Annotated in this window: 16 protein-coding genes; 8 read left to right on the top strand and 8 right to left on the bottom strand. The window is 71.2% G+C overall.

The genetic code is table 11. The annotated features are described in order from the left end of the window. Positions 1–501 precede the first annotated feature (501 nt). The 4 genes from FJ108_08825 to FJ108_08810 are packed head-to-tail and all read right to left on the bottom strand — an operon-like array spanning position 502 to position 4,933. Positions 502–1,896: a magnesium chelatase gene (locus FJ108_08825; protein ID MBM4336003.1), complete on the bottom strand. Its 1,395-nt coding sequence runs from the start codon at positions 1,894–1,896 to the stop codon at positions 502–504. Positions 1,897–1,951: 55 nt separating this feature from the next. Continuing rightward, entirely contained in the window at positions 1,952–2,791 is an 840-nt protein-coding gene (locus tag FJ108_08820; GenBank protein MBM4336002.1) for a peptidase M48, read from the bottom strand. A 2-nt stretch (positions 2,792–2,793) separates the two neighbouring features. Beyond that, positions 2,794–3,957: a hypothetical protein gene (locus tag FJ108_08815; GenBank protein ID MBM4336001.1), complete on the bottom strand. Its 1,164-nt coding sequence runs from the start codon at positions 3,955–3,957 to the stop codon at positions 2,794–2,796. A 16-nt stretch (positions 3,958–3,973) separates the two neighbouring features. After that, a complete protein-coding gene (locus tag FJ108_08810) occupies positions 3,974–4,933 on the bottom strand; it encodes a Ppx/GppA family phosphatase (protein MBM4336000.1) in 960 nt (319 codons plus the stop codon). A 203-nt stretch (positions 4,934–5,136) separates the two neighbouring features. On the opposite strand from FJ108_08810, the gene FJ108_08805 reads away from it, so the two are divergent. Genes FJ108_08805 through FJ108_08795 form a run of 3 tightly spaced genes read left to right on the top strand, consistent with a single transcriptional unit; the run spans position 5,137 to position 7,552 of the window. Continuing rightward, a complete protein-coding gene (locus FJ108_08805) occupies positions 5,137–6,234 on the top strand; it encodes a ParA family protein (protein MBM4335999.1) in 1,098 nt (365 codons plus the stop codon). A 14-nt stretch (positions 6,235–6,248) separates the two neighbouring features. Then, positions 6,249–6,986 (top strand): hypothetical protein, encoded by a 738-nt coding sequence (locus FJ108_08800; protein ID MBM4335998.1) that lies wholly within the window; start codon positions 6,249–6,251, stop codon positions 6,984–6,986. Continuing rightward, positions 6,986–7,552: a hypothetical protein gene (locus tag FJ108_08795; protein ID MBM4335997.1), complete on the top strand. Its 567-nt coding sequence runs from the start codon at positions 6,986–6,988 to the stop codon at positions 7,550–7,552. The genes FJ108_08800 and FJ108_08795 overlap by 1 nt, the downstream gene beginning before the upstream one ends. A 23-nt stretch (positions 7,553–7,575) precedes the next feature. Here FJ108_08795 and FJ108_08790 read toward each other — a convergent pair whose 3' ends face one another. Beyond that, entirely contained in the window at positions 7,576–8,340 is a 765-nt protein-coding gene (locus FJ108_08790; GenBank protein MBM4335996.1) for a hypothetical protein, read from the bottom strand. A 34-nt stretch (positions 8,341–8,374) separates the two neighbouring features. Further along, positions 8,375–9,727 (bottom strand): phosphomannomutase/phosphoglucomutase, encoded by a 1,353-nt coding sequence (locus FJ108_08785; GenBank protein ID MBM4335995.1) that lies wholly within the window; start codon positions 9,725–9,727, stop codon positions 8,375–8,377. Between the two features lie 62 nt (positions 9,728–9,789). Here FJ108_08785 and tatA point away from each other — a divergent pair, with 62 nt between their 5' ends. Then, positions 9,790–9,978: a twin-arginine translocase TatA/TatE family subunit gene (gene tatA, locus FJ108_08780; GenBank protein ID MBM4335994.1), complete on the top strand. Its 189-nt coding sequence runs from the start codon at positions 9,790–9,792 to the stop codon at positions 9,976–9,978. An 8-nt stretch (positions 9,979–9,986) separates the two neighbouring features. On the opposite strand, the gene FJ108_08775 is transcribed toward tatA, so the two are convergent. Then, positions 9,987–11,432, bottom strand: coding sequence for a hypothetical protein (locus FJ108_08775; GenBank protein ID MBM4335993.1), 1,446 nt, complete (start codon positions 11,430–11,432; stop codon positions 9,987–9,989). Positions 11,433–11,486: 54 nt separating this feature from the next. Here FJ108_08775 and FJ108_08770 point away from each other — a divergent pair, with 54 nt between their 5' ends. The 4 genes from FJ108_08770 to FJ108_08755 are packed head-to-tail and all read left to right on the top strand — an operon-like array spanning position 11,487 to position 14,512. Beyond that, a complete protein-coding gene (locus FJ108_08770; protein MBM4335992.1) occupies positions 11,487–12,488 on the top strand; it encodes an ArsA family ATPase in 1,002 nt (333 codons plus the stop codon). Beyond that, on the top strand, positions 12,290–13,663 hold the full coding sequence (locus tag FJ108_08765) for an ArsA family ATPase (protein MBM4335991.1): 1,374 nt from the start codon (positions 12,290–12,292) through the stop codon (positions 13,661–13,663). The genes FJ108_08770 and FJ108_08765 overlap by 199 nt, the downstream gene beginning before the upstream one ends. Next, positions 13,641–13,973: a hypothetical protein gene (locus FJ108_08760; GenBank protein ID MBM4335990.1), complete on the top strand. Its 333-nt coding sequence runs from the start codon at positions 13,641–13,643 to the stop codon at positions 13,971–13,973. Before FJ108_08765 ends, FJ108_08760 begins: the two co-directional genes overlap by 23 nt. Then, entirely contained in the window at positions 13,961–14,512 is a 552-nt protein-coding gene (locus tag FJ108_08755; GenBank protein ID MBM4335989.1) for a hypothetical protein, read from the top strand. Before FJ108_08760 ends, FJ108_08755 begins: the two co-directional genes overlap by 13 nt. Here FJ108_08755 and FJ108_08750 read toward each other — a convergent pair. Continuing rightward, on the bottom strand, positions 14,509–15,297 hold a 789-nt coding region (locus FJ108_08750; GenBank protein ID MBM4335988.1), incomplete at its 5' end, for a hypothetical protein. The genes FJ108_08755 and FJ108_08750 overlap by 4 nt on opposite strands.

Raw genomic sequence — 15,297 nt, 5'->3', positions numbered from 1 at the left:
CCTGGAAGTCCTCGAGCGCGCGGATCTCCTCCTGCTCCTCGAGCAGCTCGCGGTAGGCGGCTTCGGCCTCGGCATCCTCCCACTCGTGGCTCTCGAAGCGGCGCAGCGCCTCGGAGAGGCGCTTGGGAAGCGGCTCGCGGCGATCGCGGAACTCGTTCAGCCGCCGTGACTCGTCTCCGTGTCGGTCGCGAAGCGCCGCCTGCTCGCGGTCGAGCGCGTCGCGAAGCTTCTGCCAGCGCTCGTCGAAGACCTGGTCCATGTTGCGGCCGCTCATCAGCTCGCGCGCCTTCTGGCGCAGCTGCTGCATGAGCTCCTCGACGCCCATCACCCGGAAGTTCTGGCCCGCGAGCTCGAAGCCCTGGTAGCGCATCCAGGAGAGCGCCTCGTCGACGCTCATTCCCTCCATGAGGTGGCGCGCGAGCTCGTCGAGCGCGGCCTCCGCGGCGAGCGAGAACGGTCGCTGCGTGCCGTCCCAGCGGCTGTAGCGCAGCCTCGGCATCGCTAGCCGTAGACGACGCGGTCGCCCGAGGTCTCGCGGTTGAGTCGGTTCGAAAGGTGCAGACCCTCGAGCACGAACTCCACCGCGGCCGCGATCCGCGCCGGGCTCGAGTCACAGCCGAGCTGCTCGACCGCCTTGCGCAGGCCCGCGATCTGGTCGAGGCCGTCGGCGTACTCGCGCGAGGGCAGCTCGTCTCCGACCTCGACCTTCCAGCCGTCCTCGAACGCGCGCACGACCGCGTCGAGATCGAACGCCGCGCAGACCTCGCCGAAGACCTCGATCACCGCGCGCCGCACCAGGTTGTCCAGGATCTCGGACTCGTGGGTGTCGGTGCCCGCGTACTCGAGCTCGACCTTGCCACCCATCGACGCGAGCAGCCCCGGCAGGTCGGTGAGTCGCGGAACCGCCTCGTCCTCGCCGAGCCGGAGCGCGCGTCGCTCCGCGGCGGCGAGCAGCGTCTCGTAATTCGCGATCGAGGCGCGGACCGAGACGCCGGAGACCTGGCTGATGTCGGCGCTCTTGCGCGCCTGGATCGTGAGCTCGGCGACGATCTGCTCGAGGAAGCCCGGAATCCAGAGCGGCACCGCCTGCGTGCGCGGCTTGCGCCGCTCCTGCTTCATGACCTCGATCTCGAGCGCGCGCGTGGGCGGGTAGTGCGTGCGGATCTGCGCCTGATAGCGGTCCTTCAGCGGGGTGATGATGCGACCTCGACGGGTGTAGTCCTCGGGGTTGGCGCTGGCGACCACGAGCACGTCGAGCGGAAGCCGGACCTTGAAGCCCTTCACCTGGAAGTCGCGCTCCTCCATCACGTTGAACAGCCCGACCTGCACCTTCTCCGCCAGGTCGGGCAGCTCGTTGATGCAGAAGATGCCGCGATTGGTGCGCGGGATCAGCCCGTAGTGGATGGTCGACTCGTCGGCGAGGTAGCGCCCCTCGGCGACCCGGATCGGGTCGATCTCGCCGATCAGGTCGGCGATCGAGACGTCGGGCGTGGCGAGCTTCTCGCCGTAGCGCGAGGCGCGGGTGATCCACTCGATCGGCGTCGCATCGCCCTCCTTCTCGACCCGATCGCGGCCCCAGCGGCTGATCGGCGCGCAGGGATCGTCGTTGACCTCGCTGCCCGCGATGATCGGTACGCAGTCGTCGAGAAGCTCGACGAGCTTGCGGATCATCTTGCTCTTGCCCTGCCCGCGCTCGCCGAGATAGATCATGTCGTGGCCCGCGAGAATCGCGTTCTCGATCGCGGGCACGACGGAATCCGCGTAGCCGATCATCTCCGGGAAGAGCGGCTGCCCGGCGCGGATCCGCGCGATCAGGTTCGCGCGCAGCTCCTCTCGCACGCTGCGCGGTCGATAGCCCGACGCTAGAAGCTCGCCGAGCCGTTCAGGTCGTCCCACTCTCCCACGCCTCCGGCCGCATTCCCCTGCAGCGCGGAAATTGTACGCCCGGGCCCTATTCCTCGTCCGATTCACCCTCTTCGTCGTCGGCGGACTCTTCCCGATCGGTGCCCACGATCAGCTTCAGCCGCTCCTGGATGATCGGGAGCTTGCCGTCGTCCAGCCGGAGCTTCGCGGTGCCCGGATACTTCGCGATGTCGCGCTGCACGTTGGCGATCCGCTCGTCCGTGGCCGGGTGACTGGAGAGGAACTGCGGTCCGCTGAATCCGCCCGACTCCTTCTTCAGCGTCTCGAACATCGTGACCAGCGCCTCGGGATTCCAGCCCGCGTGAACCAGCGTCTCGACCGCCAGCGCGTCCGCCTCGCGCTCCGCGTCGCGCGTGTACGTGTTCATGTACGCCTGACCGGCGACCGAGCCGGCGAGCCCGCCCGCGTTGGCGAGGTACGGGTTGCCGGTCAGGATCGCGACGAGCATGTAGAAGATGTTCGCGACGAAGCCGGTGTTGCGGCTGCGGTTGGCCATCTGCGCGACGTGACGCGCCGTGACGTGCCCCATCTCGTGGGCGAGCACTCCCGCGAGCTCGGCGGAGTTGTCGACGGCCTGGATCAGGCCGGTGTTCACGTACATCGCCCCGCCCGGGATCGCGAAGGCGTTCAGCGTCTCGTCCTCGACGACGTAGAAGCGGAACTCGAACGGCGACGGTCGCGCCGCGGCGGCCAGGTTCTCGCCGAGCTTGCGCACGTAGCTCACCGTGACCGGGTCGCGCACGAAGGTGAGCTGCTTGCGCAGCTGGGACTGCGCCTGCGCGCCCATCTGCTTCTCTTCCTGGACGCTGAGCGTCCCGCACGCCGAGAGCGCGAGGGCCAGCGCGCAGAGCCCGATCCGAAATCCCACGCCTAGCACGCCTCCCCCTCCTGACCCCTCGCTCGTGCCGGCGGCAGCGTCGCGATCACCGAGCGGATCACCGACACCACGGCGGTATCGAAGTGCACGTTGTCGACGATCGGAAGCGCGTGGCGCTCCGCTTCGGCCAGAAGGTAGTTCTGGATCGTCAGGATGTCGTCGAAGTGCTCCAGGTAGCGATCGGCCGAGCGGCCGCGCGCCTTGGCGGAGCGGGTCGAGAACCGGCTTCGGTACGCCTCGCGGTCGAGCGTTCCGGTCATGATGAACGAGACGTGCGCGCGATCGCGATAGCGCTCGAGGTCGAGCATTCCCGGAACCAGGTTCGCGCCCTCGATCAGCATGCTGGTGTTCTCCTCGACGGCCCGGTCGAAGAGCGCGTGCACGCCGACGGCGATCTTCTGCGCCTGCTCGCGGAAGCCCACCACGACCGGCTCGGCGGCCGGCGTGGCCGCGCGCGCGAGCCGCAGGTGCGCGTCGAAGGTCGAGGAGTGGATCTCCGGCATCAGGTCGGGAGAGAACATCAGCCGCATGATCTGGCGGATCGAGTCGGTGCCGATCACGCGCGGGATCTCGAGCCGCCGCGCGACCTCGATCGCGATCGAGGTCTTGCCCGAGCCGGTGGCTCCGCCGAGCAGCACCAGGCTGGGCTTGCCGTCGTCGCGAGCCTCGCGCCAGATGCGATACCGGCTGGCCGGCCCTTCGCCGTGGGTGCGCTCGAGCGTCTCGGCGACCAGGTCGCGCAGCTCCGTGCGGTCGATGTGCGGCAGACCCTGGCGCAGGAGTCGCGCCTCGATCTCGCGCGCCGCGTCGTGCGCTTCGTCCGGCTCGAGACCCGCGCCCATCAGCGAGACGGCCAGGATTCCCTTCGAGAAGGGGCTGCCGGAGCCGGTCTCTTCGAGCACGCGCGGCGGCTCGGCGCTCGCGAGGATGGGCGGCGAATCGAGGTCGTAGCGGTCGTCGAGGAGCTCGTCGACGAGCCTCGAGAGCTCGCCGACCAGCACCTGCCGCTTGGCGGCAACGCGGTCGCGAATCGCCGTCGCGGTCTCCAGCGCGACATCGAATGGCACGCCGCGCGAGACCAACGACTGCACCAGAATCCCGCGCATGAAGGGCCGCGGCCCGTCCGGACCGACGACGACCAGAACTGTCTGTTTCACCGGCACTCCGACGTTATCAAATGACCCTCTCGCCAGCGAGCGCGCGGAGCGCCACGCCGTGCCGCACGCCGCGACCCGAGACGGTGAAGCGGCTCGCGCCGAGCCGGTCGAGCACCCCTTCGAGCACGACGAGCCCGGCGACGATCACGTCCGCGCGTCCGGGATCGAGCCCCGGCAGCCGCGCTCGCTCCGCGACACCGAGCCGTGCCAGGCGCTCGATCCACGCCGCGAGCGTCCCGGTGCCGAGCTCCATTCCCTCGACCCGAGACTCGTCCCAGGTTTCGAGTGCGAGCTCGAGCGCGGCGAGCGTGGTCGCGGTGCCCGCGACCGCGACCACCGCGCAGCCGGACGGCAATCCGTTCGGCAGCGCCAGCGCAAGCCTCTGCGTCGCGCTCCGGACCCGAGCGCGGACCCGCGCGAGATCCGCGTCGGGAACCGGATGCCGCGGCAGCAGCTCCTCGGAGAGCCGGACGCTTCCCAGCGGCAGCGAGAGCGCTGCGATCGGCGCGTCGGCGCGCGCGCGCCAGGCGATCTCGGTGCTACCACCGCCGACATCGATCACTGCAAGCGCCGCCGCGTGAGCGCCGACGCTGCGCCGTGTCGCCTCGATCGCGAGCTCGGCTTCCTCCTCGCCCGAGAGCAGCCGCGCGGCGTCGATCCACCCCTCGCTCACCAGCCGCGCGAGGAAGTCGGCTCCGTCGCGCGCGCGGCGCAGCGCCTCGGTGCCCACCGCGACCAGGCGATCGACCCCGTCCGCGCGCGCCAGGCTCGCGAGCTCCGAGATCGCCGCGCGCGTGCGCGCGACCGCATCGGGCGCGAGCGAGGAGCTGGCGAAGACGCCTTGTCCGAGACGCGTGATGCGCGCCACGTCGCGGATCACGCGGCCGCTCGCGTCGACCACGAGCAGAAGCACGGTGTTCGAGCCCAGGTCGAGCACGCCGATTCGCGCCGGGCGCGCCTGTTCGGAGTTGGCCATCGGATTCTCCTGCTGCTACGTTTCGATCGGTTCGAATGGGGGTGGGGAAGTTGAGGGAGATCTCGCGATCTGCCTCGTCGGAATCAAGCGGTGCACCCGTGCATGACCCGCGGGGCGCGGAACCGCTGTTTCCCCTGCCGCTCCTCCGCTCGTCGTGGTACGCCCCCATTCGGATCTCTGTCTCGTAGAGAGGAGGGACAGGCATGCGCTGCATCGCGGTGATGAACCAGAAGGGTGGCTGCGGCAAGACCACCAGCGTGGTGAGTCTCGCCGGGTGTCTCGCGGCCGAAGGTCATTCGGTTCTCGTGATCGACATGGACCCGCAAGCGCACGCGACGCTCGGCCTCGGCGTCGACCCCGAAGAGGTCGACGAGAACCTGTACGAAGTGCTCTCGGAGCCGGACGGCGCGGGCGCGAAGCTCGACGAGGTGATCACCAACGCCTCTCAGAACCTCGACGTCGCACCCTCCGGGGTGATCCTCTCCGCGCTCGAGCAGAAGCTCGGCGCGGAAGGAGCGCGGGGGCGCACCGAGCGGCTGGCCGCGGCGATCGCAAAGCTCGAGAAGCGCTACGACTTCGTGCTGATCGACTGTCCGCCCAACGTCGGGATCCTGACCTTCAACGCGCTTCGCGCGGCACAGGAGGTGATCATCCCGCTCGAGACCAGCTACTACTCGATGCACGGCGTGGGCAAGCTGCTCGAGACGATCGGATTGCTCGAGGATCGGATCGGACACTCGCTCAAGATCCGCATCCTGCCGACGCTCTTCGACGGGCGAACGCGCTTCGCGAAGCGCGCGCTCGCCGAGATCCGCGAGACCTACAAGGATCTGGTCTTCGACACGGTGATCCGTTCCAACGTGCGGCTGCGCGAGGCGGCGCAGCGCGGCATTCCGATCGCGAAGCTCGACCGCCGCTCCTACGGATTCGTCGACTACATGTCGCTCGCGCTCGAGGTCCTCTACGACCGCGAAGAGGAGCAGCAGCCCGCGAAGCCCGCGGCCGCAAAGCCCGATCCGATCGAGCTGGCCTCCGCGGCGGCCAAGGGCGTGGTCTTCACGTTCAAGAACCCCAACGTGAACGAGGTCCAGCTCGCCGGCGACTTCAACAACTGGATTCCCGACCAGGGCGTCGAGACTCGGCTGGGTCCGAACGGCACCTGGGAGAAGGTCGTACGGCTGGGGCCGGGCGTGTACCAGTACCGCTACTTCGTCGACGGCGAGTGGCAGCCGGATCCGAGCAACCCGCGACGCGTCGAGGGTCCGGCTGGCGGTGTAAACTCGGTGCTCATCATCAGCTAGCACGAGAGCCGGCCTTGGCGCGCAGGAACCTCGGAGACGTTCTCCACTACTTCATCTCCGAGGAGGAGCAGCGGGAGGCCCGCGAGGCCGCGCGAGCGCGAGCGACGCCGCCGCTGGCGCAGCCCTCGCGCGCGCCCCGCTACTGCCTGCCGGCGGACCCGGAGCGGCCGCTCTCCTGCGCGCTCGCGCTCGAGCTCGCCGGTGGAATGGGCGCCGCGGGCCGGCCGGCTCGCGTGATCAGCTCGTTCCCTGCCTCGCCCCTGGTCCCCCGCGTTCGCTGCGCAAGCTGGGAGGTCTGCGCGGATCCGGCCGTGGCGCTGGCCGCGATTTCGGACGATGTGCCCGCGATCGCGGTCGAGCGCCCGGCGCGAATCGGCGCGATGCTCGGACGGATCGCCGCGGACGGAATCGACGGCGTGCTGCTCCCGGTCGAGCTCGCCGCCTGGGGCCTGGGCCGGGCGCTGGGCCTGCTTCGCGAGCTCGCGCCGGCGCTCGCCGGCCGCCGCGTGCTGGCGCTGGTGGTCGGATCCGACTCCCCGGTCGCGGCCGCCGACCTGATCGCGCGGCTCTCCTCGGCCGCACGGCGCCAGTACGGCGTCGGAATCGAGCTGCTCGGCGAGCTCGCGCGCGACGAGCAGAGCTATCGCTCCCTGCTGCGCGGCGAATCGCTGCACGCGCTCGAGGACGAGAGCGCGACGGGTCGGAGTCTTCGCGCGCTGTGCCAGCGACTCAGCCAGCGGCTCGCGGCCTGATGCGCCGCGTCGCTGCGCAGGATCCGAACGCGGGCGTCCCGGGGCTTGCGACGAGGCGCGAGGGCGCGAAGACCCATTGGAGTCTGCTCTCGCGTGGCGACCGCGTGCACGGCTACGTGATCCGACCCGCGCACCCCGGCCCGAACCCGGTGATCCGGCTGGCCGGACCCGATGGATGCGCGAGCTCCGCGCTCGCCGAGAGCGCGGCACTGGCGTGCAGCGCGACGGCGGCGCTGATCAGCTTCGACCTGCCGCTCTGCGGCGCGCGAAGGAGCGACAAGCTGAGCGCGCTCGCGCTGGACGCGCGTACCCCGCTCGCCGCGCGGCTCCGGCCGGAGCTCGAGCAACAGGTCGCCGCAGATCTCGCCGCGGTGCTCGCGCTCGTCGCGGCGGATCCGGAGCTCGACGCGTCGCGCGTGACGTTCGTCGGTGTCGGGCTGGGCGCAGAGCTCGCGCGCGGATTCCTCGCGGCGCCGAGCGGCATCGCGCACGTCGCGATCGCGAAGGACCCGACGCCGAGCCCGAGCTGGTTCCGAGAGGTCGCCGAGCGCGCTTCGCGCGCCTGAGCGGAGCCGCGCCGTACGTCGATTCACGGAGCCGGCGGCCGCTCTTCCGGCGGGCCGAGCTCGAGCGCGAGCAGCGTGCCGGAAGTCACCAGCCACGGCAGGCACAGGAACGAGAGACCGGGCACGAAGAAGAGCGCGAGCCCGAGGCCTCCGAAGCCGAGCATCTCGGCCGGGTGCCCGAAGATCCAGCGCCGGCGCAGCCGGAACGAGACTCGGCGCCGGTCGAGCGCGTGCGCGGTGTAGTCGAGCGGAAGGAACAGCGCCGTGAAGACGAGGCTCGCCGCGGCCGCGATCGGCTGCGCGCCCGGGATCAGGCCGAGCAGCAGCAGCCCGATCTGCACGGAGACGAAGAAGGCCGCGCGTTTGCCCTCCTCGACGATGCTTCGCACTGCGCCGCGGGCGAGCGCCGCGAGTCCCGAGTCCGACGGCGCGGACGCGCCCGTCGCGATCCGCTCGACTCGTTCGGAGAGCACCTCGAGGAACGGAGCCGCGATCACGCCGCCGAGTACCGTGAACAGGAAATAGATCGCGACGCCGAGCGCGGCGAGCAGGAGCCAGCGAACGAGCAGCGCGAGCACCAGCAGCGGCCCGGCCCAGGCCCAGCCCCACCAGGCCTCCGGCTCGCCGGGGTCGAGCGCGCGCTCGAGCGGTGCCGCGATCGCGTCGAGATTGGCGGTGAAGGCCCAGATCGCGAGCGCGAACGCCGCGAGGCTCGAGAGCAGCGGCAGGATCGCCCAGGGCCAGAGCGACCGCTCGCGGCAGAGCAGAGCGAAGCCGCGCCGCAGCACGTCGGGGCCCGCGAGGAATCCCGGGCGCGAGACGCTAGCCCTCGATCAGCGCGAGCAGCGCGTCGCGCCTCGCGGCGACCTCGGCGTCGCTCGGGGCCTCGAGGTTCAGGCGCAGAAGCGGCTCGGTGTTCGACGGCCGCAGGTTGAACCACCAGTCGGGATAGCTGACCGTGAGCCCGTCGAGCTCGTCCGCGTCGCCTGCCGCGTGCGCCGCGCGCACGCGCGCGAGCGTCGCCGGAACGTCGGCGACCCGTCGGTTGATCTCGCCGCTCTGGCGGTAGCGCCGGTACGGCCGCCAGAGCTTCGATAGCGGGAGCCCGCGCACGGCGATGGCCTCGAGAAGGAGCATCATCGCGGCCGCGCCGTCGTCGCCGATGTAGCCCGACGGGAAGTTGAAGTAGTAGTGACCCGAGAGCTCGCCGCCGAAGCACGCGCCGCGCTCGCGCATGACCGCTTTCATGAACGCGTGGCCGACGCGACTGCGGATCGCCACCGCGCCGCGCGCGCGCAGCGTCTCGGGCACGACGCGGCTGGAGCGCAGGTCGTAGAGCATCGCGGCGCGCGCTCCCGCGCCGAGCAGCTTGCGCTCGAGGATCACCTCGCAGAAGAGCGCGGTGAGAAGATCCGCCGGGATCACCTCGCCGGTCTCGTCCACGAAAACCGCGCGATCGCCGTCGCCGTCGAACGCGATGCCGAGGTCCGCGCGATCCTCGAGCACCGCCTTGCGCAGGTCCGCGAGGTTCTCGTGCTTGAGCGGGTCGGCCTCGTGATTGGGAAAGCGGCCGTCGGGCTCGAAGTACAGGCGCCGCGCTTCGAGCGGCAATCGGTCGATCAGGCCCGAGTACGCCTCGCCCGCGATGCCGTTGCCCGCGTCGATCACGGCCCGCAGGCGCGGCCGCGACGGGAACAGCTCGAGCAGCGTGTCGTAGTAGCGCGGCTTCGGGTCCTCGCTTCGCAGCGTTCCGCGCGGGGCGGGCGCCGGCTGGCCGTGCAGCCCGAGCGCGACGTCCCGGATCTCGCGCAGCCCCGACTCGATCCCGATCGGCGCGGCGTTCGGGCCGCACAGCTTGAAGCCGTTGTACGCGCCCGGATTGTGCGAGGCGGTGATCATCGCGCCGCCCACCGCGCGAAGCGTCGTCGTCGCGAAGTAGAGGATCGGCGTGGCGACGCGGCCGACGTCGATCACGTCGGAGCCCTCGCCGCGAAGCCCGGCGACGAGCGCCGTGTGCAGGTCGCGGGCGCTGGTGCGCATGTCGAAGCCGACCGCGACCGGACCCGGCCCGAGCTTGCGCGCGAGCGCCCGCCCGATCGCGAGCGCCGCGGCCGCGTCGAGCTCCTCGGGATAGAGACCTCGGATGTCGTAGGCCTTGAAGATGGCGGGCTTCATCGCGCGCAGTGTCTCGACTCGCTTGGTTGACTTCAACTCGGAGGTCGCCGAATCTCCCGTTCATGTTCGGCTTGGGCGCGACCGAGCTTCTGATCATCCTGGTGATCGTGATCGTGATCTTCGGGGCCACACGCTTGCCGCAGATCGGCCAGGGCCTCGGCGAGGGGATCAAGAACTTCCGCGGCGCGCTGAAGGAGCCGACCGCGATCGACGTCACGCCCAAGGAAGGCGACGAGAAGAAGGGCGAGTAGCCGCCAGGCTATTCCGGTGCAGGTGCGGCGGGAAGGACGTCGGCCGGCGCTTCGGCGCTCGGGAGCTCGACCGGGCCCGGAGCGGCCGTCTCGGTCGCGGGCTCCAGGGCGGGCGGCGCGGCCGGCGCAGGCGGCGCGTCGGCCGTGGCGGTTCCGGTGGGCGCTCGCTCTCGCGCGCTGAGCCTGACCTCGATCCGGCGCACCCCCGGGGGAGGATCCGCGATCACGGCGGTGAATCCGGTCACCAGCTCTCCCATTGCGCCGATCTCTCCGCCGCTTCCGGCCAGCCGGATCGCGAGCCGCTCCGGCGAGATCTCGGCGTCGTCGATCCGCTCCAGCCAGGTTCGCGGCGAGGCCACCAACGCCTCGCCGTCGCCCCCGATCAGCCGCACCTCGACGTCCGGAGGCGGGGCGGACCCTTCCGGAAACAGATTGCCGCGAACCACGACCACGCGTTCGCCGTCGCCGCTTCGCGCGAGGAAGGTCTCGAGATCGGCCGCGATCCAGCCGGCGGCCTGAACGACCTCCGGGGCGAAGTCGGCGACGTCGCGCTGCAGCCAGAGGAGCCGCCCGGCTCCGGCGAGCAGCGCCAGGCCGACGATCGCAGCGGCGACCCGCAGTACCAGCCCGATCGGGCCGGCGGCCTCGGGATCGAACGCCGGCGTCTCGGCAAGGGCGCGGCGCTTCGGACGCGGCGCCGGGCTCGAGGTTGCGGGCTTGGGACTCGGGGCGACCGGCGCGAGCGGCTCGTCGGCCGGAATCGCGGTCGACGCGGACGCGGGTGTGGCGAGGGGATCCCAGTCGGAGAGAGAGGTGTCCTCGTCCTCGCCGAGCTCCGCCGCGAGCGCCGCGATGTCCGCCGATCCGGGACGGGGCGGCGCGAGTCTCTCGACCGGCGCGTCGAAATCGATCAGGTCGTCGGCCGGCGCGGGCCGAGCGGAAGAGGCCGCACCGTCGTCGGGGCTGCCGATCATGCTGTCGGTCTCGCCGAGCGCGCCCGCGATCTCGAGGCGACCGGTCGGCAGGTCTGGAGCGCCGTCGTCGAGAAGCTGCTGGGCGGTCACTCCGCCGCTCGAGACGATGTGCTCTTCCCGCGGGGGCGCGGGCGTCGCCGGCTCGGGAGGCTCGGCGAGGTGAGGCTGCACGGGCCGCGTCTGCGCGAACTCCGACTCGAGCGCCGCGGCTCGCCCCGGTCGGGTCCGTCCGGTGTCGGGACGGTCGAAGATGAACTCGGGATGGTCGAGCTGATCCTCCTCGCGCGAGGCCTCGCCCCCGAGAACCGGCTCCTCCGCGCTACCCTGTGCCCCGGCGCTCGGCTGCTTGGGTGGAGCGGACGACGGTGTGATGTGGAATCGGTGGTGGCAGCGCGAGCAGCGAACCCGCGCACCCTTGGCCGGAATGCGCGCGTCGGCGACGTGGAAACGCGTGTTGCAGTTCTCGCACTCTACGGTCATTCGGGGGCCCCACTTCCGGGTCGGCGGGCGCGGCGCGCCGCTTGAGGAGCGACGATGACGGACCTGATCGCGCAGCTTCTCGCGCGTCGTCTCCTGCTCGTCACGGGCAAGGGAGGCACCGGCAAGACCAGCGTCGCGGCCGCGCTCGGCCGGCTGGCGGCAGACACCGGCGTAAAGACGCTGGTCGTCGAGCTCGGACACGCGTCGGTTCTGCCGGACCTGCTCTGCGAGGGCCCCCCACGCGCGACGGGCGAGCCCCGCCGCGATCCGCTCCGCGCCGCGCCAAACCTGTTCACGCTCAGGCTGATCCCCGAAGACGCCCTGCTCGAGTACCTCGAGCTGCAGATCCGCGTGCGCGCGCTGGCGCGCGGGATCGTCGGCAACGCGGGCTTCAAGCGCTTCCTGGAGGCAGCGCCCGGCTGGCGCGAGCTGATCACGCTCGGGAAGCTCTGGCACCTGGTCACGCGGGAGGACTCGCGCGGAGCCCCAGTCTGGCCGCTGATCGTGATCGACGCGCCCGCGACCGGTCACGGGCTCTCGCTGCTCTCGGCCCCGAAGGTGATCCTCGACACCGTGAGGCTCGGTCCACTGCGCCGCAACACCGATCTGGTTCAGGCGTTGCTCACCGACGCCGCGCGGACGGCCGTGCTGATCGTGAGCCTGCTCGAGGAGCTGCCGGTGAACGAGACGCTCGAGCTCAGCGCGCGGATCCGCGAGCTCGGACTCGCGCTCGGCCCGGTGATCGCCAATGGCGTCGAGCCGCCGCTCGACCTGCGCGACGCCGAACGCGTGCTCGGCATGGTCGCGAAGCTCGACGCCGCGGGCGCGCCGTCCCCGCTCGTCGACCCGGTCACGCTCTGTGCTTCCGCGCGCTACCGGTTGGCGCGCGCACGGATGCAGGCGGGCCATCTCGTGCGACTCGAGCGCGAGTTCGGCGTCGCGCCGATCGCCCTGCCCTGGCTCGCGCGGGGCGTCGACGACCCCACCGGCGTGGCGGCGCTCGCGCGCAGCCTCGAGGCCGAGCTCGCGCGATCGCGAGCCGAGGTCGGGGCGTGAAGCCTGCCGGCTGGCTCGACCGCCGGATCCTCGTCACCGTCGGCACCGGCGGGGTCGGCAAGACCACCGTCGCGGCGGCGCTCGGGCTGGCCGGCGCGCGCGCAGGGAAGTCCGTGCTCGTGATGACGATCGATCCCGCTCGCCGCCTGGCCGACGCGCTCGGCACCGGAGCGCTCGACCACGTTCCGCGCGAGGTGCCGCGCGAGCGTCTGCGCGAGGCCGGCGTCGCCGGAGAGGGAACGCTCGCCGCGATGATGCTCGACACCAAGCGCACCTTCGACGAGCTGGTCGAGCGCTTCGCCGCCGATCCGGCGTCGCGCGAGCGGATCTTCGCGAATCCCATTTACCGCAACCTGACCGACGCGCTCGGAGGCAGCCGCGAGTATTCCGCGATGGAAAAGCTGCGCCAGGTTCACGTCGAGGGGGGGTACGATCTGATCGTGCTCGACACGCCCCCCGCATCGCACGCGCTCGACTTCCTCGACGCGCCGCGAAGACTCGCTGGCTTTCTCGAGAGCCAGTTCCTGACCACGCTCCTGCATCCGGCCGCGGTCGTCGGACGGGCCAGCCTGCGCCTGTTCCGCTCCGGCTCGGAGCTGGTCCTGAAGGGCCTGGAGCGGATCACGGGCCTCGAGTTCCTGACCGCGATCTCGGAGTTCCTGCTCGCGATGGAGGAGATGCTCGGCGGCTTCTCCGAACGGGCGCACGAGGTCGCGCGTCTGCTTCGCGATCCCAGCTGCGGCTTCGTGCTGGTCTCGGGGCCCGATCTGCAGCAGGCGAAGAGCGCGGAGACGTTCTGGCTGCGCCTTCAGGCGGAGGGAATCGCGCTGGTCGGGCTGGTGCTGAATCGGGTGCACGTCTGGCCGGGCGCAGGCGAGCCGCCGGCCGACGACGACGGCGAAGTGGAGCGCGCGATCGCCTGGCTCACGCGCGCGCTCGGCGAGGCCGCGCCCGACCTGGACGCGCCGGCGAGCGCGAGCGCACTGGTCGCGGCGACGCGCGCGCAGGCGGCGCTTGCGCTCCGCGACGCTTCGGTGCGCGAGCGCCTCGAGAAGGCGCTTCCGCTCCCGGCCGAGGCGGTGCGCGCGGTGCCGCTCTTCGGCGAGGACGTGCACGAGCTCGCGGCGCTCGGGCGAATGGTCGGGATGATCTTTGCGGAGCGCGGCGATGCCTGACTCGGGCAGGCGCGCGCTCGAGCATCTGGTGCGCTCCGCGCAGGAGCTCGCCCTCGCGCTCGCGTCCGGAGCCAGCCTGCTCGGCGGCGCCGCCCCCTCGCTCGAGCGCCTGCGCGAGGCGCTGCGCGCAGAGGAGAAGCGCTGGGCAGAACGCGCCGGCCGCGATCCGGCGGCCGAGCGCGTGCGCGAGGTCTTCGCGGCGCTCTCCGATGCCATCGCACCGGACGTCCACGCGAGACGAGAACGAGATGGGGGCGGGTTTGACCGACCCAGGGGCCGGTGGGATACTCGAAAATCATGGCGATCCTGATCAAGCGCTACGCGAACCGGAAGCTCTACAACACGGAGTCGAGCCGGTACATCACGCTGAAAGGGATCTCCGAGCTCGTGCGCGAGGGTCACGACATCTGCGTGATCGACAACGAGACGGGCGAAGAGATCACGCCGATCGTCCTGTCGCAGATCCTGGTGGACGACCAGCGCGAGAATCGCGGCGATCGCGATCCCGCCGTCTCCGGAACGCTGCTCACCGAGCTGATCCAGCGCGGCGGCGACGCGCTCTACAGCCTGGTGCGCCGGGGAGTCGGAGACGTCGAGACCAACCTGAACGAGATGCGCGACAACGTGAGGCGCTGGATCCGCACTCCCGGCGACGGCCCGCGCTTCGACTCCTCGGAGATCACGCAGACCGTTCACGCCGCGGTCGAGCGCGTGCTGCACGTCGCCGATCTGCCCACGCGCGGCGACCTCGAGGCGCTGAACAAGAACCTCGAGCGACTCGCAACGGCGCTCGAGGGCTTCGAGGCCCGCCTGGCGGACGCCGACCGACCGCGAGACCGCGCGCTCTAGCCGCCGGCAGCGCAGCGCGCGCTGGCGCGCGTCGCGACCGCGACCCACAGCAGCGCGCAGAGCGCGAGCGTCCAGCTCGCCGAGAGCGCCGTGATCCGCGGCGCCGGCACGCCGACCGCCGATGCCGCGGCCAGGTCGGGAAGCGGCCCGATCAGACGTGGATCGGGAGCCTGCGGCGTGCCCGTCTCGACCAGCAGATCGCGCAGCTCCAGCGGCTCGAGCGGCGCATGACCTCCCACGCGCCTCTGGCCTTGGACGGCGAGCGCCACGCCGGCAACCATCGCCGAAGCGGCAGACGAGCCGCCGAAGCTCGACTGATAGCGCTGCAACGGGTCGCTCCCGCCGAACAGACCTCCACCGCCGAGCGTCACGACGCCCTCGGCGATTCCCTGGAGATCGACGCGTCCGCCGTGGGTCGAGTAAGAGAGGGGCGCGTGCGAGGCGGCCGATCCCGCAGCCACCAGAATCGCGCCGCTGTCTCCGACCGCCCGGTCGAACACGCCGCCGCAAGCCGGAGCGTCGAGATCGACGCTCCCATTGCCGGCGGCTTCGACGACGGTGATTCCTAGCCTGGATTTCTCACCACTCAAACGAGCACAGGCCGGCTGACTTCTGTTAACCGTTGAGTTGCAAGACAAAACGGGCCAACAGAAAGGGCCGACCTGTGCAGACAGAGTGTAGCGCGACGCAGCTTGAGTTTTCGCCGCTGGGACGACGGCCCGTGGTGGGCCGGTTCGACGCGGAGCACGCGAGCAGCGACGGCGGGGTGCTGCTGCTGCGCGAGC

It is taken from the genome of Deltaproteobacteria bacterium, assembly GCA_016875225.1.
Lineage (GTDB): Bacteria > Myxococcota_A > UBA9160 > SZUA-336 > SZUA-336 > VGRW01.
The sequence above is the reverse complement of the archived record's forward strand: the minus strand, read 5'-3'. Positions and strand labels throughout refer to the sequence as shown.